Genomic DNA, 17,555 nt, shown 5'->3' with positions numbered 1-17,555 from the left:
ATCATTTTTGAACGGATCCAATTTTAAACAAAATGAGCCCGATGCAATATCGAGCTCATTTTGTTTAAATTAATTGCAAATTTTTCTAGACTTTAGGTTTCTTTCATACTAGCCTTCCATTTTATACAGTGATTGAATTGCTTATTAATCTTTTACTCCTAGTTTTTCTAATATAGTGTCCATCAAGCACCATTTGCTGATAGAAGACTGCAATAAATTGGCTCCTACAAAAGTGGTAAACCACAACCAGTTCTGGTTGACATAGATTGCTAAAAGTAAACTGATTAATATAAAACTCCCGGCTACGCCTCTTACAATTCTATTTTTCATAATTCTTTATTTTAAATTGATTTTTCGATATTTAGAACAGCAACATGTATTTTTGATAACGTTTCTTGCGTTTTATTAAATTCGGTAACCATATCAAATAGTGTATCTACGTTATCTTTTTTTACAAAAGCATAAAATAATATCGATTCGGTTTCATTTAATTCTGCCGAAAACCAATTGCTTTCTATAGCTTCTTCAGAAATATCATTAAACCCTTTCACTTCTTTATACGTGAAGGTTTTTACATTGGCCTGTTTAAGCATTTGTTTGATGTCTTTTTCAAATGCTATGACTGCAGTTATAATCAGTAGTTTCATGTTTTATTTTTTGTTTAAAAGTTTCAAGTTTAAGGTTCCGGTTTTACAACTTTAAACCTTAAACTCTACACCATTTTTTTATTTTTCCCATTTCTTTCTCTCCGTTATGTAATAAATCAGTGGCACTACAATCAATGTTAGAATAGTAGAAACTATTGCTCCAAATACCAATGAAATAGCTAATCCTTGAAACAAAGGATCAAACAGTATAATAGAAGCTCCAATAACCACAGCACCAGTTGTCAATAAAATAGGAGAGGTTCTCACTGCACCTGCCTCGATAATCGCTTGTTTTAGTGGAATGCCATCATTCAATCGGATTTCTATAAAGTCAATCAGCAGAACCGAGTTTCTCACCATGACTCCAGCCAATGCAATCATTCCGATGAAAGAAGTTGCTGTAAAATAAGCGCCCAATAACCAGTGGCCAAACACAATCCCGATTAAGGAAAGCGGTATAGCAAGCATCATCACAATCGGGGTTTTAAAGTTCTGGAACCATCCCACGATCAACATATAAATGATTACAATTGCGACCATAAAGGCAACACCTAAATCACGGAATACTTCCAAAGTAATTTGCCATTCACCATCCCATTTTACGGTAAAATCACTTTCATCTGTGGGTTGCTCCATATACAATTCATTGACTTTGTACCCTTTTGGGACTTTCATTTCAGTCAGTTTTTCACTCATTCCTAAGATTGCATAAACCGGACTTTCTAATGCTCCAGCCATATCAGCCGTTACATAAACCACACGTTTCTGGTCTTTTCTGTAAATGGTTTTTTGTAATGTATCTGTTTTTACTTTTACCAAATCACTCACCGGAATCATATTTCCCTGACTTCCTTTGATTTTTAGGTTTTGAATGTCTTGCAAACTGGTTTTGTCTTTATCGTCAAGCGAAAGGACAATTGCCACGTTATCATTTGAATTTTCATCATACAAATTAGAAACTGGGTATTCTTTGAGTAAATAAGTCAAATTCCCAACTACTTGTTGCGGTGCAATTCCGTTCAGCATGGCTTTCTCTTTATCTACTTCCAGTTTGTATTCCGTTTGATTGTCTTCTACCATCCAATCGATATCCACAACATCGGAAGTTGTTTCCAAAATAGTTTTCACCTGTTGGGCTACTTTTATTTGGTCTTTATAATTGGGTCCATAAATCTCAGCGACTAAGGTTGACAAAACTGGCGGTCCTGGCGGTACTTCAATTAATTTTACGTTTGCCCCATATTTCTTGGCAATCTTCTGAATATCGGGACGCATCGCTCTGGCAATAGCATGACTTTGTATATCTCGGTCTTCTTTGTGCAATAGATTCACCTGAATGTCTGCCATGTTGCTTCCGCCACGCATATCGTAATGACGTACCAATCCGTTGAAAGTAATTGGAGCAGATGTTCCTATATAATTTTGATAATTGACCACTTCTGGTTTATTTGATAAATACTGGGCAATTTCTTTGGTAACCGCTGCAGTTCGTTCGAGTGTTGTACCTTCGGGCATATCAATTACCACTTGAAACTCATTTTTGTTATCGAAAGGCAGCATTTTTACTACTACTGATTTCGTGAAAAACATCAAAACAGAACCAAATAATAACACAACAGTTACGGCAAGTAGCACTCTTCTTTTTATACTGCTTTCTAAGAACGGTCGTTCCAGTTTGTTGTATATTTTATAAATATGACTAGTTTCTAATCCTTCAGCTTCTTTATGTTTTTGATCGTCTTTTTCCTGAAGCAAATGATATCCCAAATAAGGGGTCACTGTCAAAGCCACAAATAGAGACAAAATCATCGCAATCGAAGCGCCAATCGGCATTGGACTCATATAAGGCCCCATCATTCCAGATACGAAAGCCATTGGCAAAATAGCCGCAATAACTGTAAATGTTGCCAAAATTGTTGGATTTCCTACTTCGTTTATCGCATAAATAGCCGCTTGTTTAAAGGGCAGTCGCTTCATCTTAAAATGCCTATGCATGTTTTCGGCAATAATTATACTGTCATCCACAACAATTCCCACCACAAAAACCAAAGCAAAAAGTGTAATCCTATTCAACGTATAATCCAATAAATAGTAAGCGAATAAGGTCAGTGCAAATGTCAACGGAACCGAGAAAAATACAACCAATCCACCACGCCATCCCATGGCTAACATCACTAAAATAGTCACCGCAACTATTGCGACACCTAAGTGTAACAATAATTCGCCTACTTTGTCGGATGCCGTTTCACCGTAGTTTCTCGTTACTTCGACGTGAACATCATTTGGAATTATATTTTTCTTTAGTTGCTCTACTTTAGCAATAATTTTTTCCGAAATTTTCATCGCATCGGCACCTTTCACTTTACCAACAGATATGGTTACGGCAGGATATTCCGATTTTGCGGTTTTAAATTTTTCATTGGCTTTGCCATAACCAAAAGCCACATAACTTCTGGGTGTAGCCGGTCCATCTTGTACTTTCGCTACTTGCTTCAAATACACGGGCATATTTTTATTCACGCCAACTACCAAGTTTTCGACATCATCGGCATTCGATAAAAACTGCCCTGTTGTAATCAAATATTCTTGGTCATTTTGTACAAAACTCCCCGATTGTGAACTTCCGTTATTGGCTTGAATCATTTGCATAATTCCCAAAGCATCTACGCCATTTTCGGCCATTTTATCTTTGTCGAGAATCACTTTCAGTTCGCGATTGCTTCCACCTATTTCTTTGGTTATCGCCACATCTTTTATTTTTTCAATTTCCGATGTTACTTCTTCGGTAATTTGTCGCAACTGAAAACTATCTTGTTTATCACTCCAAAGCGTAATCCCCAACATAGGAACATCATCAATAGAACGTGTTTTTACCATAGGTTTATACACGCCTTTTGGAAACATATCTTCGTGTTTTGCTAATTCGTCGTACAATTTTACATACGAACGCTCCACATCCTGACCTACATAAAACTGTACAATCAACATCGCCTGACCGTTCATCGCCATCGTATGCACATGTTCAACCCCTTTGATATTCGAGATTATTTTCTCCAATGGTTTTGCCACACGACTTTCTACTTCTGTAGGACTTGCTCCCGGATAACCCACCATCACGTCGGCCATTGGAACATTAATTTGCGGTTCTTCTTCCCTAGGAATCAGAAACGAACTGTAAACTCCAATAATCATCAAACCCACCATAAGCAAAATAGTCAGTTTTGAGTTGATGAAAAATTGGGCTATTTTACCTGAAATACCTTCTTGCATTTTCTTTTATTTTTTTGGGCGTGACCCTCTCAAAAAGGTCGGGCGGGGCTTTCAGCAGTATCTTTTGTTCCGCTACGCTTCACAAAAGGATGCCGCCTCAATCCCTCACGCGGAATTAACAATGACATTTATTTTATACATTTTCAGTTTTTGGTCTTCCGTTTTTCTGCTTTAAACCTTAAACTTTCAACTTTTTTTACTGAATATGAACCAAAGCTCCGTTATACAACTTCCCATCTGCCGAAACGATATATTGCTCGTTCGCTGATAAACCAGATAACACTTCTACTTGATTCCCAAACGTTTTCCCTATTCGTAACCATCTCAGAATGGCAATATTTCCAGTTCCAATTGTATAGATTCCGCTTAATTGTCCTTTTTTTACCAAAGCACTTTCGGGAATTAAAATTCGATCAGACGCAACAGTTTGCGTTTTGTTTGCAACAGGAAATTGCACATTTACAAACATTCCTGATAATACGGAATTATCGGTTTTATCTAAATTTACCTTTACCAAATATTGTCCTCCGGTATTCGTAGCCGAAATACTCACTTCGCTTACTTTTCCAATTAGTTTTGCATTTGATGATTTTACCAAAACATGTACAGGCATTCCTTTTTTGATTTCTGCAATATCATTTTCAGACACCATGGCCGTTACTTGTAATCTTGAAGCACCTTCAATACTTACCAAAGGCATTCCGGGATTTGCCATATCACCTTCTTTTACGAAAGTATTAGTCACTGTTCCTGAAAACGGAGCCCTAATATTCGAATAGGAAAATTGAGCTAAAATCTCGTTTCGCATTTGTCTAGCTCCTTCCAATCCTGCTTTTGCCATTTCGTAACGCGCCGTCATATCATCTAATTCTTTTTGCGAAGCACTTTGTTGTTTGAATAAATTCACAAAACGATCGTAATCTTTTTTAGCATTGTTGTAACCCGCAGTCGCTTGAAGAATACTGGCATCGACCTGTGCTTTTTTGGCTTGCAAATCAGTGTTATTAATGCTGACCAATAATTGTCCGGCACCTACTTTTTGGCCTACTTGTACATGAAGTTTAGTGACATAACCCATCATTCTCGTGCTGAGGTTGGCGCTGTTTTCTGCTTCAATTTTACCGCTGGCCGTTACAAACGGACTGTTGCCATCAGCTGAAATTCCGCTTACTTTCACTGCAATTGCTGGTTCTGTCTTAATTGGTTCTTTTTTGTCGCCTCCGCATGAGGTTAAGAAAACTGCAGCTATTGAAAGGATTGCTATTATTTTTTTCATGATTTTTTTATTGATTATTTTATGTCTTTCTTCTTTGTTTTTTCTTCTATTTCTTAACTCTTACTTGGTCAAAAATTGTAAATATTCTTGAGTAAAATTATATTCGAAAACGGCTTGCAGGAATTCCAGTTCTTTTTGAGACATTTGGGTTTCTGCTTGTAATAAATCAGTTGTTTTTTCCAATCCCTGCGTAAAACGATTACTACGGATTCTGTAGGCTTCTTGTGATTGTTCTAATGCTAATTTGGAAAGATTAACCTTATTCTCAGCATCTTTTAACTGACGGTTGGTTTTGTTTAATTCCAATTGACTTTTGGATTTATATTGCTGGTTTTCCATTTCTGACTTTTGGAAATCTGCTTTGGCTTTTTCCATTTTTCCAATAGATTTATAACCGTCAAAAACATTCCATGATACTTGTGCACCAATTAAATATCCTTTGGCATTGGTTCCAAAAAGTTTATCATCATACAATTCATAACTTCCAAAAGCATTCAATCTCGGCAAGAAATTCATTTTGCTCGATTGTACCATTTTTGCGTAGGCTTCAGATGATTTATCCATTGCTTGAATGTCTTTCCTATTGCTGGAAAGCGTCGTGTTGATGGTTTGAATAGCTATCGCATTTTCCAATTCCTCGATAGGTTTATATACTTTAGTGCCAGTATCTTCATTTAAAAGAAATCCCAAATAATCGGAAGCATTTTGTACATTGCTTTTTGCATATTGCAACTGATTTTTAATTTCATTTACACGAACCTGTACCGAAAGCAAATCGGTTTTTTGAAGAATCCCTTGTTTAAAATAATTTTCTATCAATTTCAAATTCGCTGCAGCAGTTGTGTTGGCTTTTTCCAAAACTTTTACCGCTTTGTAACCCAATTGCAATTCCATGAAAGCTTTATTGACTTCTAGTTCAAGATATTCTTTGGTGCGCTCTGTTTGCAATTGAAAAGCTTGCATTTTTGCTTTGGCAGCTTGTCTTCCGTACAATCCATCTACATTGATTAAGGGTTGTAAAACCTCAATTTTAGTAGCAAAATTTTTCGTTCTTGCAGGATTGTTTAATAGAGCGGGATTAAAATCAGATTGCGTTAAAATTTCCTGATTCAATTTGGAACCAAAAGCCATCAAAGGATTTGTTGTTGAAATCGCTGTATGTGATGCCGAAATACTGGGTAAGAATAACGAATTAGATTGTCTGTAATCTGCTTGTGCCGATTTGAAGTCCTGATTAACGATTTTGATTTGCAGGTTTTTATCGGAAGCCTTTTGCCAAATTTCTTTTTTAGAAATAGTCAAGGTATCCTGACTGAATCCTACAGCAGAAAAGGAAAGAATTCCAAAGAGTAGTAATGTGTTTATTTGCTTCATAATAGTTTTTTCTAAATTAATGCAGTAAAGGTAAATATCAGAAAATACGTAAACAGTAACTAATGTCACACTCGTCCGATAAAATAAAAAAAGCATCTTTAAATGGTTTTAAAGATGCTTGAGATTAATTAGTTGTTTTTATTTCTCTAATTAAATCATGTGGTCCTGTTGATGCGTGTGAAGCATGGTAATAAGTACAAGCAGAGAAGGTTATATTAGTTCCAGTAATCAAACCTTCGGTCATGTAAAACGCTAATTTTAGACCCGTTTCATTGATGAGGAAATCATAGCGTAATTTTTCTCGAATGCCTTTTCGTTCTGCAAAAACATATTCGACGAGCACATATGGTTTGGCTTCGGAAGGATCGCCTTCGGGATGAAACGAAATGACTTGTGCTTTTTTGTAGCCGATGTCATTTTTTTGTACAAAGGCTCTAAAGGGAAAATAACCTCTTTGACTCACATACGTCTGATGCCTACCCAAATGTTAGAAGGAACCCATTGGTAATTTCTATTAGGAGAAACTACGAGAACATCGTGATTTTTTGAAAGTTTTTGTCTCAAATGAGCTGCTGCGGTTTGACCGGCAATTCCTGCTCCAAGTATTACAATTTTTGACATGGTGAATCATTTAATTTTTTCAAAATTTGGTCAAATCTATTTTGCAATCAGTAAGTAATATTAGTCGCAACTGGGTAAGTCTAAAAGCTATTTTTGTTATACAATTATTGTTTATTTCCTTTTTTTGGTATTGAGCCAATAACTAATGCCCCCTGACCAGTAAAATATATTTTTGAGGTCTTCTTTTAATATTATTTCATTAGTAGTAATGGTTGCATTGCTTTGGGGAAATGCCCAATGAGGAGAAATTGAAAATAGAAATGAATTACTTTGAAATTGAATGGGTAAACTAATTTCAAGATTTAAAACATTAAATTGGTTTACTTCCTTTATAGCAATAGAATTGTTAATGGATGGATTTTGCAGATTACTCTTCCCTTTTCGGTTTCCCAAACGATTGTAAGTGTAGTACTCCTGATAAAAGTATTGTGATCCTCCAAAAATATTAAATGTTGGAGTTATTTCAAAATTATCATCTAATGCGTATATTGATTTATCTAATTGTATTCCTCCGAAGAAATCAGTAGAACTATTACTGCTGAAATAGCTGCTTGCAGTTAATGAAATTTTAAAAAGGCTTAAGTCATAACCAAGAGTGGCTGTAAGATCACCTTCAATTTCCGATTGTATGCTGTAACTATCTTTACTAAAAAAATATTTTGTACCTGAGAGTAAGCCACTTAATTTTTTAGAATTAAATTGGTATCCTGCAGTTAATAAAAACAGGTCTATTCTGCTTTCTTCCGATTTAGTTAAATAGGATAATGACGCATCTGCAAAAAAACCCGATCTGTCATAAAATCCTAATGAAGGTACTAAGTATGGCGCACGGACAGAATCGTTTCTTCCCATAAATACGGCATCGCTTTCATAGTTTAAACTAAATAAGACGTAGGAATTTTTATCTTTGTTTTTTAGGTTTTGTCCCATTAATGAAATTGGGAGTGCTACTAAAAGCAAATAAAATAAGAGTGGTAAGTTTTTCATTTTAATAGAATTTTGAATTAAAAAATTAAAGCAACTTTGATTTTTAAAACCAAAGTTGCTTTTGTTATTTATTGTACTCTACCTCTTTTTTGGATGTTTGGTTTACTTTGGATTTTTTTGTTCATCCTAACTTTGTTTGCATCCATTTGTTTTTGAATAGTCATTTTTCGATGCGTGTATGCATTTTGAAATTTTTGCCCATCCATATTTAAACATTCCCCTTCTTTGAGACGTAATTTATTTTGGCTACGAGTTTGGTAACTTCCGTCAGGATTTATAACTACACCGTTACCCAAATTAAGTTTTTCTTGAATTCTATTTTGAGATTCATTTCGTACTTGAAATACAGTTCCGTTTAAGAGCATAAATTGAGTTCTGTTCTGATTTTTTTCTCGTATTTGTGCTTCCGAAAGGTTTTTGTTTTCATTTTGTATTCTTTGTCTGTATTGGTATTCATTGGTGTATTTTACTCCGTTCATATCCAGACATTCTCCATCTCGAAGACGCAATTTTTTCCCATCACTTGTTTGATAACTGCCATTTGGATTTATAGTTGTACCATCAGTAAGCGTTACCTTATCTTTTAGACGTACCTGATCTCGGTCTCTTATTTGTAATACATCACCATCTACGAGCATGATTCGGTCCTGATTACGATCCTGATCTTGATCTTGAATTTGACTTGAACCTACAGTAGCTACTAAGACTACTAATGCGATTGAAAAAAGTATTCTTTTCATAATAAATATATTTAATTGGTTATAAATACAAATTGATTATATAAAGATTTGGAGGTATTGATGCAACAATTAAGTGTTATAAAATATAGGTTAATACTTAATTGTTTTATGATTCAAAATTAGTTTTTTTTTGGGGTTTTTTAATCACAAACATCTGATTTTCTGATAATTACATTTTTTTTAGACGAAATGTATTAATCTGCCGATTAAGGGCATATTTATATTAAGTATGTGTACGAAATTAATCGTTAATTATATACTAATTGAAATTTTATCTTTAAGACGGTAATGCTATACAAGGATTTATATAGTAAAAAATAGGGACAAATCAGCAAAAATCTGATTTGTCCTAGTATGTGAACCTGATTGATCAACAATACTTTGTTGGCTTCTTTTTTTTGTGCTCGGTAATGTTCTAAAATCTGTATGGTTCCCAATTTACAAACAAACCTTCCAGACAAGGTAGCAAACTGAAACTGATACATTTCTTGATGGAATGATATGTATAAAAAGCAATTTTTGTAAATAAACTCGGTTGAAATTTCATAGAAAAAGACCATAAACAATACTATTAACCCAACAGCAAAAATTATATATAAAGCCGGTTGATATTTTTTTTTATAAAATTGGAAGCAGAAAAACGCGATTGAGCTGTGCATGAAAATATAGTACGAAAAAATAAAGCAAACCATTACTAAAACCTTTCCAACTTTGTATAAAAAACCCAGTCGTTAAGTGTAAACGGATAAAAGAAAAATCAAAATAGCCGTTTCCTGCTCCCATTTATTTTCTAAAATCGGTTTATTAGCAAATTCACCACTAAGATTGAATGCCGATTGTATTCGCAATTGTCTTGTGTCACCCGTCAAAGGAGAAGTTAGTTTGGCTTCATCATCTTTATGGAATCGTACATTTTTAAAATAGCGTGAGATAAGCACCTGACGACTTATAACATTACTAAGACAGGTTTTCCTGTATTAGTAATCAGTGTCTTTTCTTCGAAGAGAACGAGTTTAGGTTTTTCAACAAGGAACATTTTGTCATGCCCTTTGATTTTTTACACTCTTCCTTACTACCAATTATCCAATTAGAAAATTACTAGCACACCTAAAATATTTAAGTCTTCGTATCTTGCACCCGTTTCATCACATCTAGGGATTGACAATCAATCCCTTCTAGCCCTTTGATATTTTTCTCTCGGGATTTTCTGTTCGGACAGGGTTACTAAACCGACAGTTCTAACCAACATTTATCCTCAATGGATTCTTATGTCTTATAAACGACAATAATTAGAAATTAAAAGCCAAACTCTCCCTTTTAAGGACATCTTTCATCTCCAAAGTCGGTAATAAATACTTTTACATGAGATTTAAATAACCGATCACCATGAAGCCATTTACTTTTGACCAAATACCTGTAATGATGAACAAAATTCATGATAAATTGGAGCATTTGGAAAAACTTATTCTAAGAATCTCTATTGTAGAGGAAAATGAGAACGAAATTCTAAACATTCAAGAAGCATCAAAACTTTTAAATCTATCGGTATCAACAATCTATAGTAAAGTATGTAAAAGGGAAATCCCCGTCAATAAACAAGGTAAACGCATTTATTTTTATAGACATGAGTTAATGAAATGGATTAAGTCCGGTCGTGTAAAAACTTATTTAGAAATCAAAAATGATATTGAAAAGAGGTCAAAAATCTAAAGTTAATACTAGATTTTTGACCTCTGTTCTTTTTACCCCTAAATCTAAATATTCTCATCATACAAGACTTAGTTTTTTTATGTTAGTAACATAAAAAACATTCAAAGTTTATAACTATTTTTGCATAAACAACTCCCATGAGTTATGTTATCTTGATTAAGGATACTTTGTTTTGTTTTGCGATAGTTTGCTTTAAATTGTACCATAATTGTACCACCTAAGTTTAAAACCCTATTAAAGTAAGGAAAGTTATTTTCTGTATCGGGAAATAGATTTCACAAAATATCACAAACCACCGACAAAACAAACGAGTTAAAGTATTGATAAAAAATATTTTAACCCGTTTTTATTTATATTATCTTTTTGATATTATGTTTTATTTTGATTAGATTTGTACCTTATTTGTACCTCAAAATCTGAGGTACAAAAAATATTTTTTTTTGGCCAATTTATGGCACACATAGTCACAGTGGGACACCTAAAGTCACATTACTATGAGTACAAACATTAAGATTACGCGCATCTGTGAATTCTGCAAAAATGAATTTACGGCACGCACAACAAGAACGCGCTACTGCTCATTAGGCTGCAATAGCAAAGGTTACAAATCGATCGTAAGGCAGTCGAAGATCAAACAAAGTAATAAGCAGACCGAGAGTGCCAAAAATCCTGAACTTGAAATAGTACGAGTTAAAGATTTCCTTAGCATAAGCCAAGCGAGCATTTTATTTGGAATTAGTCGAAGAACATTCTACAGAATTATTTCTAGAGGAGAACTTGATGTAGCAAAATTTGGTACCAGAACAGTCATTAGAAGGTGCGATATTGATTCATTTTTTTCGCTTCCGCTGGATCAATCTGTTCTTCGCCCAACTCAAGAATTTCCTGGTTTGGAGAATTGCTATACAATAACGCAAATACAGCAAAAATATGGAATTTCTTCTGGTGCATTGTACATGCTTATTCAAAGACAAGGTATAGTAAAGTATGCAGTAGGCAAATATAATTATTTAGCCAAGAATGATATAGATATAATATTTAATACAAAAAGCCATGGAAAAGAGTAATGTAACGTTGAGGCAAAAAGATATTTCAAACGAAAGAATATCCCTTTATTTGGATTTTTATCCCCCAATCTTGAATAACAATAACAGGTATACTAGACGCGAGTTTTTGAAAATATATCTTTTCAAAAAGCCAAAAAATCAACTTCAAAAAAATTCAAATATTGAAAACCGCCATATAGCAGAATTAATTCAGATGAAACGACAAAATGAGATAAGTAAAAAAAACATATATACTTCATTTGAAAAAGACCAATTACATATTCAGGCAATTGGTCGCGAGTCATTTCTCGGATATTTTAATAAACTGGCACAGAAGAAAATCGGCAATAATCGAAGTATTTGGAAATCTGCAATTACACATTTTGAGTCTTTCTTGGAAGGAAAAGATATTTGTTTTAATGATATTTCTATTTCTTTAATGGAAGATTACAAAGAATACTTGCTAAATGCAAAGAGTTTAAGAGATACAGGGAAAAAGTTATCTAGAAATACAGGCTTATCATATCAAAACAAACTCAGAACCACATTGAAAAAAGCGTACATAGAAGGTAAACTAAAAATTGATATTAATGCTGGTATAGATTCTATTAAAGAACAAGAAGCTCACCGTAACTTTCTTACGCTTGAAGAGGCAAAAAAACTATTCTATACTCCATGCTCTAATGACCTCGTATATCAGATTTCCATGTTTTCAATTTTAACAGGTGTTCGATATTCTGATATTGCAAAACTTTTGTGGTCAGAAATAGAATACATCGAAAATGATGGTTATTATATCCGATTTAAGCAAAAGAAAACTGGAGGAATGGAAACACTTCCAATACCTAATGAAGCTTTTGAACTTTTGAGACCTAAAGTAAATGAAAATGATAAAGTTTTTGCAGGTTTGAAGAAATGGGATGTAGATAGGATACTACCAGTTTGGATTGCAAAATCAGGTATAAAGAAGCACATAACTTTTCATTGCTTCAGACATACTTATGCGACCCTTCAGTTATCCTCCAGAACAGATATTTATACTATCTCAAAAATGCTAGGGCACAAAAATGTTAAAACAACCCAAATATACGCGAAAGTTATTGATTCAAAAAAGAGGGAAACAACTGCTAAGATAAGTTTAAAAAGACTTAGCGTTTAGAAAAAAAGATATTACTTATATTTAGTGGAATTGAATTTCAATTCCACTTCTTGTTGAATTTCTAAGGTAGTTTTAATTCTTCCTGATTTAATCCAATCCAGTAGTTCTGCTCTATAAAAATAAAGTCTTTTATCTTGCTTATTGACAGGGATTTCATTTTTACAAACCTTTGTATAAATAGTGGCTACGGATAATTTCAACAGTTCAGCGGCACCTTCTATCGTTAACAGCTCTTCATTATTATCTAAATCATTTATTTTTCGTTCTTTGAGAAGCTTTTCTATCTTATCAAGCTTAACAAACAATTTTCCAATAATATTCGGTAAGTCTTCAAAAGTAAACTGTTTCATAATGCTACTATTTAGAGTAAAAAGGAAGACGACATATAAGTTACTGATCGACGAAAAAGATAGTACTCCCTTGATTTCGCTTGCGGGTGGACTTGTAAATAATATAACCATACTCGTTTAGTTCCCGCATGCATTTGTAATATGTTTTTGGCGAAGCAATCTTCGCTAGATCCATAATTTCATATCGGTACGCTTGTATTGGATTACCAAAACCCTTACCCGCTCTAAACTGCAATAGTGCGGCATAAATACCAATATGTGTAATGCTAATACGGTAATCATTCTCTATTGCTTTAAAGAAATCGGATAAGGGCTTTAGTAGTTCCATCAGAATCTACATTGAATTAGACTGCTTTTTTTTTCTCTTTTTGGCTTCTTGGGGAACGGCAGGCCCATCATCATCACTTTGACTTTGTTTTTTATTGTCCTGCTTCTGTGAGGTATTTTGTCCTTCTGATTGCTTTTCCTCTTTGGTCTGACGGTTGTCTATACGTTTTAGATTTACATCATATGCATTGATGGTTTTGAATTGAGGATTAGCTTCAATATAATGTTTGACTTCTTTACCGTCTTTCATAAAAGTGGCCGATTGTAAGTTTCCTTTTTTCAAGGAATCCATCAAATCTTCTTTAAATTTAGCGGTACGCAGTTCCTTGATTGGATGTTTGGCTAGCGCTGCCTCTAAATCATATCCATAATTTTGATGGTACTGGTTGAGCTTGAAATTGCCACTGTTATCCGCTTCCTTAAAATCCATTTGTACCCTTCACTCCAAGTCTACTAAACGGTACAATCGAAGTACCAAATTATTTCAGTACCGTACGCACCGATACTGATGCCATTTTAGGCGTAGTCGGTAAAGACTATCAAATTGTACAAGACAGGGATGCCTTTTCATTCTTTGATGCTATCGTAGATGGTGACGGTATGCTATACGAAACCGCAGGGGCGTTGGGCAAAGGGGAACGCATTTTTATAACTGCTAAACTGCCTAACTACATCCGCGTTGGTAAAGACGACCTTATCGAAAAGTATCTTTTTCTAACGACTTCGCACGATGGAAGCGGAAGCATTACAGCTGCTTTTACCCCTATACGTATTGTATGTGCCAACACCCTGAACGCTGCCCTGCGCAACCAAAGCAATACCGTGCGCATTCGCCATACTGCCAACGCCAAACAACGCTTGGAGCAGGCTCACAAAGTAATGGGAATTACCAATGTTTTATCAGAACAAATGGAAGCCATTTTCAACAATTGGTCTAAAGTGCGTATCGCAGACAATGACGTAAAAAAACTCATTCAGTCTGCTCTTGCTCCCAGCAAGGAGGTGCTTAAAAACCTGCAAGATGGCAGAGTGGACGAACTTTCGTCCTGTTTTGTCAATATGGTAGACAGTGCGTTTGAGTACGCCATGAGCGACCCTACTCAATTAATGAATACTACAAAAGGAACCGTTTTCGGGGCGTATAATGCCATTACTGGCTACTTTCAAAATGTTCGGTCCTATAAGGATCAACAAGCCAAACTGGCTTCTCTCTTAATGGGTGGTACAGGACAAATTCGAGCACAATCAGCATTTAATCTTTGTAACGATTTTGCAACTAATGGCGCCGATGCACTACTTCTTAATTAAACGATGAGGATAGGCAGTTTATACTGCCTGTCCTCATTTTTATCAAAGTGCTTTTAATTATTATCTCATATTGTATGCTATTTTTTTACCTCTGCATTGCTAATAAACACCGACCAATACAATACCATCCTAGAAGAAACTGACGGATGGCTCCCCCTCTGCACCAGCCTGCACAAATGGTTCCACGGTAAGGAATGCTTTTATGGTTGTACCAAAACCTTCAAAAGACTTCAATCGAGGTGCTACCCTATAACCCCATTAGATGAACAGATTTTATACAGCAGCGCGATACTAACCAATATAGAAGCATCACTATTAACGGTTGTATTGCTTAAAATAGCTAACGCCGATATTGCCCCGCCGCCCCGAAATCGCACCTTACTGCGTCGGACTCTTTTCGGGGCGCTTTGGATTGAATCAATTTCTATTATAGCGTAGATTATTGTATTATAAGCTGCAGACTGCTTCAATACAACGATTTCTAATTATCAGTATTTTTTCACCGATTATTTACTTTTTATGTTTACAATAATTAACAGTGAGTCTAAAGCTTTAAAGTGAAGACCAGCAAAAAGTTGCTATGGGGTTTTACTATATTGATGCTTATTAGATCTGCATAAGAATTTCAAAGAAATGACAATATTAATTTGCTTCGAAACATCCAAAAACTTATTTCAAAAATTTATAGTATGTATTAAAATAAGCATTACCCCCATTTACTTTGATACAAAATCAATATCGAATCCCTACAACAATGGATTAATTGTGAGTATAAAAGAAAGCTAAATGAAAGATGTTAAGAAGTATTTTTTCGAGAAATCAACAAGAAAAAAGATGAAATTTATACCTAGATGCTACAAGAATCCAAATGCTGTTTTATAAAAAAACACCGCCAAAAAGAACTAAATTTGAAAAACTTTAGTAAAAAATACTGTTATGAAATTTTTTTTGATACTCTTAATTTCAATTTTCTTTTTTTCTTGTCATCTTAAAGAAAAGGAGACTGCTGCTGCTCCTGCCCCATATCCAATTGCAACAGAGAAAAAGAAAAAAGAAAACAGACAAACAGGCGACACCATTCAAATGAATTTTAGTAATGAAAAAGGTTTCTATACAGGTGAAGGTTCCTTAGATTCGATTCGTTCAAAAGTATTCATCAAATTTAAAAATAAAGATTTAGGCGCATTGGAAGCACGAATTGTTCCAACTACAGGTAAAGGAAACATCCGTTTCAACCAAATTATTTTTCCAGATAAATCTTCAGATGGCCCCTTTGGAATGGATTTAAAAATCCCACTCAAGCAAAAAGGAGATTATATTTTAGTGATTGGACACTCGCTAATGGCAGATAATCCCTATTGGGGGAAATTCAAGGTTCAGCTTGAGAATAAAAAAGAATAATTTTTGACGCTTCCGAATTAGTTCTTACCATAAATTCTATGCTAATTATTTATTAATTTGTTGAGTATACTGATAAAATTAAAACTCCGTAAAATCAAAAGTGCTATCCTACTGGGTTAAATACTGCTATTCACTAATAGTAATTTATGATTATTATGTCAATGAAAAACCATTGTATAATTACATCTATAATTATGGATATTTAATCGATAAAATACTGGTTAAACACTTTTAAAATCATATAAAAAAATGTATTTCAATGAATAGATACTCAATACAATACCGAGTATCTATTTATAATTTTACAAATTTTCTTAATTATGGATTTCAGCATATTATTATCTTCGTTTAAAAGATTAGTAATAAAACTCATAATTATTACCTATCAACATTATAGTGTCTCAATAATGATCTAATTTTAACACCAGATTCTTTCAAATTTTTCTTTTTCCAATTCCCTTCCGATTTAGCTGATTTTTTTAGAATAGAGCACGTTTCATCTTTGTCCGATACTGACCAAGTAATCCAACTCAATTTTCTACTTTCCATCCAATCGATGTATTGCTGCCAAGATTCATAGTCGAGTGGACCGTCCCCCGTAGCCTCCATTCCAGCAGATTCTGAGACAAATACTGGTAATCCGCTATTTATCGCGTCATCCGTTCTGTCGCGCAACCATTTTCCTTGGGTTCCTGCATAGAAATGCATGGTATACATTAAATTATCGAATCCTTTTATAGGATTTGCAGCTGGTAAATGAATATCCTGATCCCATTTGGGACAACCTACAAGAATAATATTATCTGAATCATTCTCGCGAATAACTTTTATAACCTCTTCCGAATAGGCCTTTATTTCTTCCCAAGATTCATAATCAGGCTCATTAAAAATTTCATAAATTACATTGGGGTACCTACCATATGTTTTCGACATTTCTGCAAAAAATTCTTTAGCTTCTTCTAAATTTATGTTGTGGCTGTGCCAATCTATTATTACATAAATATCCGCTTGAATTGCGCCTTCAACAACAGCTTTCACTTTAGCTTTTGAAAATTCACTTTCTTTCAAATATGGTTTGTCCCCTACTTCAATTCCCATTGCAGCGCGAACTACATTACATTTAAAATCTTTTTTTAGCCATTTAACCGCTTTTTCATTATAAAATCTTGGCCAGAAACTATGCCAGCCAAAACTCAATCCACGAAGCACAACATCTTCTCCGTTAGTATCTACAAGCTGCGTTCCTTCAAGTTTCAATTGCCCATGATTTTTCACAAATTGAGCGTTAGAAAAGCAGCAGCAGAGCAAAAAGAGCAATCCCGTAATTTTCGATTTTACG

At 34.4% G+C, this 17,555-nt stretch carries 18 protein-coding genes and 1 pseudogene; 5 read left to right on the top strand and 14 right to left on the bottom strand.

Features of this window, described 5'->3' with window-relative positions; genetic code table 11:
- Positions 1-144: 144 nt before the first annotated feature.
- The 10 genes from DR871_RS12700 to DR871_RS12660 all read right to left on the bottom strand — a co-directional run bounded on the left by DR871_RS12700 (position 145) and on the right by DR871_RS12660 (position 9,853).
- Positions 145-330 carry a YgaP family membrane protein gene (locus DR871_RS12700; protein ID WP_165355336.1) on the bottom strand — a complete coding sequence of 62 codons (186 nt, stop codon included), beginning with the start codon at positions 328-330 and terminating at the stop codon, positions 145-147.
- Between the two features lie 11 nt (positions 331-341).
- Positions 342-647, bottom strand: a complete 306-nt coding sequence (locus DR871_RS12695) for a P-II family nitrogen regulator (RefSeq protein WP_113666555.1) — start codon at positions 645-647, stop codon at positions 342-344.
- A gap of 78 nt (positions 648-725) precedes the next feature.
- Positions 726-3,917, bottom strand: a complete 3,192-nt coding sequence (locus tag DR871_RS12690) for an efflux RND transporter permease subunit (protein ID WP_113666556.1) — start codon at positions 3,915-3,917, stop codon at positions 726-728.
- A 196-nt stretch (positions 3,918-4,113) separates the two neighbouring features.
- Positions 4,114-5,193: an efflux RND transporter periplasmic adaptor subunit gene (locus tag DR871_RS12685; protein WP_072944209.1), complete on the bottom strand. Its 1,080-nt coding sequence runs from the start codon at positions 5,191-5,193 to the stop codon at positions 4,114-4,116.
- Positions 5,194-5,253: 60 nt separating this feature from the next.
- The gene (locus tag DR871_RS12680) at positions 5,254-6,567 is read right to left on the bottom strand and encodes a TolC family protein (protein ID WP_072944211.1); all 1,314 of its coding nucleotides are present in this window, start codon (positions 6,565-6,567) and stop codon (positions 5,254-5,256) included.
- A gap of 124 nt (positions 6,568-6,691) precedes the next feature.
- A complete protein-coding gene (locus DR871_RS12675) occupies positions 6,692-7,051 on the bottom strand; it encodes a hypothetical protein (protein ID WP_242497113.1) in 360 nt (119 codons plus the stop codon).
- Positions 7,027-7,188, bottom strand: coding sequence for an NAD(P)-binding protein (locus tag DR871_RS16560; protein ID WP_242497112.1), 162 nt, complete (start codon positions 7,186-7,188; stop codon positions 7,027-7,029). The genes DR871_RS12675 and DR871_RS16560 overlap by 25 nt, the downstream gene beginning before the upstream one ends.
- 111 nt (positions 7,189-7,299) lie before the next feature.
- Positions 7,300-8,175, bottom strand: a complete 876-nt coding sequence (locus DR871_RS12670) for a hypothetical protein (protein WP_072944216.1) — start codon at positions 8,173-8,175, stop codon at positions 7,300-7,302.
- A 68-nt stretch (positions 8,176-8,243) separates the two neighbouring features.
- The gene (locus tag DR871_RS12665) at positions 8,244-8,915 is read right to left on the bottom strand and encodes a DUF6799 domain-containing protein (protein ID WP_072944218.1); all 672 of its coding nucleotides are present in this window, start codon (positions 8,913-8,915) and stop codon (positions 8,244-8,246) included.
- Between the two features lie 731 nt (positions 8,916-9,646).
- A complete protein-coding gene (locus tag DR871_RS12660; protein ID WP_106357549.1) occupies positions 9,647-9,853 on the bottom strand; it encodes a hypothetical protein in 207 nt (68 codons plus the stop codon).
- A 448-nt stretch (positions 9,854-10,301) separates the two neighbouring features.
- Here DR871_RS12660 and DR871_RS12655 point away from each other — a divergent pair, with 448 nt between their 5' ends.
- The 3 genes from DR871_RS12655 (at position 10,302) to DR871_RS12645 (ending at position 12,830) form a co-directional block, all read left to right on the top strand.
- Positions 10,302-10,625: a helix-turn-helix domain-containing protein gene (locus DR871_RS12655; protein ID WP_072944222.1), complete on the top strand. Its 324-nt coding sequence runs from the start codon at positions 10,302-10,304 to the stop codon at positions 10,623-10,625.
- A 494-nt stretch (positions 10,626-11,119) separates the two neighbouring features.
- Positions 11,120-11,692 (top strand): helix-turn-helix domain-containing protein, encoded by a 573-nt coding sequence (locus DR871_RS12650; RefSeq protein ID WP_113666558.1) that lies wholly within the window; start codon positions 11,120-11,122, stop codon positions 11,690-11,692.
- The gene (locus DR871_RS12645) at positions 11,679-12,830 is read left to right on the top strand and encodes a tyrosine-type recombinase/integrase (RefSeq protein WP_113666559.1); all 1,152 of its coding nucleotides are present in this window, start codon (positions 11,679-11,681) and stop codon (positions 12,828-12,830) included. Before DR871_RS12650 ends, DR871_RS12645 begins: the two co-directional genes overlap by 14 nt.
- A gap of 11 nt (positions 12,831-12,841) precedes the next feature.
- Here the strand turns inward: DR871_RS12645 and DR871_RS12640 are convergent, their stop codons facing one another.
- Genes DR871_RS12640 through DR871_RS12630 form a run of 3 tightly spaced genes read right to left on the bottom strand, consistent with a single transcriptional unit; the run spans position 12,842 to position 13,937 of the window.
- On the bottom strand, positions 12,842-13,180 hold the full coding sequence (locus tag DR871_RS12640; RefSeq protein WP_113666560.1) for a helix-turn-helix domain-containing protein: 339 nt from the start codon (positions 13,178-13,180) through the stop codon (positions 12,842-12,844).
- 40 nt (positions 13,181-13,220) lie between these two features.
- Positions 13,221-13,508 carry a hypothetical protein gene (locus tag DR871_RS12635; protein WP_113666561.1) on the bottom strand — a complete coding sequence of 96 codons (288 nt, stop codon included), beginning with the start codon at positions 13,506-13,508 and terminating at the stop codon, positions 13,221-13,223.
- 6 nt (positions 13,509-13,514) lie between these two features.
- Entirely contained in the window at positions 13,515-13,937 is a 423-nt protein-coding gene (locus DR871_RS12630; protein WP_242497111.1) for a hypothetical protein, read from the bottom strand.
- 35 nt (positions 13,938-13,972) lie between these two features.
- Between DR871_RS12630 and DR871_RS12625 the strand changes: the two are divergent.
- A pseudogene (locus DR871_RS12625) lies at positions 13,973-14,815 on the top strand (DUF932 domain-containing protein); the annotation flags it as partial.
- 936 nt (positions 14,816-15,751) lie between these two features.
- On the top strand, positions 15,752-16,216 hold the full coding sequence (locus tag DR871_RS12620) for a hypothetical protein (protein ID WP_113666562.1): 465 nt from the start codon (positions 15,752-15,754) through the stop codon (positions 16,214-16,216).
- Positions 16,217-16,594: 378 nt separating this feature from the next.
- On the opposite strand, the gene DR871_RS12615 is transcribed toward DR871_RS12620, so the two are convergent.
- Positions 16,595-17,473 carry a glycoside hydrolase family 5 protein gene (locus DR871_RS12615; RefSeq protein WP_242497110.1) on the bottom strand — a complete coding sequence of 293 codons (879 nt, stop codon included), beginning with the start codon at positions 17,471-17,473 and terminating at the stop codon, positions 16,595-16,597.
- Between the last annotated feature and the right edge of the window lie 82 nt (positions 17,474-17,555).

This window comes from Flavobacterium petrolei (genome assembly GCF_003314435.2).
GTDB classification, from domain to species: Bacteria; Bacteroidota; Bacteroidia; order Flavobacteriales; family Flavobacteriaceae; genus Flavobacterium; species Flavobacterium petrolei.
The sequence above is the reverse complement of the archived record's forward strand: the minus strand, read 5'-3'. Positions and strand labels throughout refer to the sequence as shown.

What these genes read in the sequence shown, in the direction of transcription:
- DR871_RS12700 (WP_165355336.1), bottom strand. Translation starts at nt 330, where the DNA reads ATGAAAAATAGAATTGTAAGAGGCGTAGCCGGGAGTTTTATATTAATC.
- DR871_RS12695 (WP_113666555.1), bottom strand. Translation starts at nt 647, where the DNA reads ATGAAACTACTGATTATAACTGCAGTCATAGCATTTGAAAAAGACATC.
- DR871_RS12690 (WP_113666556.1), bottom strand. Translation starts at nt 3,917, where the DNA reads ATGCAAGAAGGTATTTCAGGTAAAATAGCCCAATTTTTCATCAACTCA.
- DR871_RS12685 (WP_072944209.1), bottom strand. Translation starts at nt 5,193, where the DNA reads ATGAAAAAAATAATAGCAATCCTTTCAATAGCTGCAGTTTTCTTAACC.
- DR871_RS12680 (WP_072944211.1), bottom strand. Translation starts at nt 6,567, where the DNA reads ATGAAGCAAATAAACACATTACTACTCTTTGGAATTCTTTCCTTTTCT.
- DR871_RS16560 (WP_242497112.1), bottom strand. Translation starts at nt 7,188, where the DNA reads ATGTCAAAAATTGTAATACTTGGAGCAGGAATTGCCGGTCAAACCGCA.
- DR871_RS12670 (WP_072944216.1), bottom strand. Translation starts at nt 8,175, where the DNA reads ATGAAAAACTTACCACTCTTATTTTATTTGCTTTTAGTAGCACTCCCA.
- DR871_RS12665 (WP_072944218.1), bottom strand. Translation starts at nt 8,915, where the DNA reads ATGAAAAGAATACTTTTTTCAATCGCATTAGTAGTCTTAGTAGCTACT.
- DR871_RS12655 (WP_072944222.1), top strand. Translation starts at nt 10,302, where the DNA reads ATGAAGCCATTTACTTTTGACCAAATACCTGTAATGATGAACAAAATT.
- DR871_RS12650 (WP_113666558.1), top strand. Translation starts at nt 11,120, where the DNA reads ATGAGTACAAACATTAAGATTACGCGCATCTGTGAATTCTGCAAAAAT.
- DR871_RS12645 (WP_113666559.1), top strand. Translation starts at nt 11,679, where the DNA reads ATGGAAAAGAGTAATGTAACGTTGAGGCAAAAAGATATTTCAAACGAA.
- DR871_RS12640 (WP_113666560.1), bottom strand. Translation starts at nt 13,180, where the DNA reads ATGAAACAGTTTACTTTTGAAGACTTACCGAATATTATTGGAAAATTG.
- DR871_RS12635 (WP_113666561.1), bottom strand. Translation starts at nt 13,508, where the DNA reads ATGGAACTACTAAAGCCCTTATCCGATTTCTTTAAAGCAATAGAGAAT.
- DR871_RS12630 (WP_242497111.1), bottom strand. Translation starts at nt 13,937, where the DNA reads ATGGATTTTAAGGAAGCGGATAACAGTGGCAATTTCAAGCTCAACCAG.
- DR871_RS12620 (WP_113666562.1), top strand. Translation starts at nt 15,752, where the DNA reads ATGAAATTTTTTTTGATACTCTTAATTTCAATTTTCTTTTTTTCTTGT.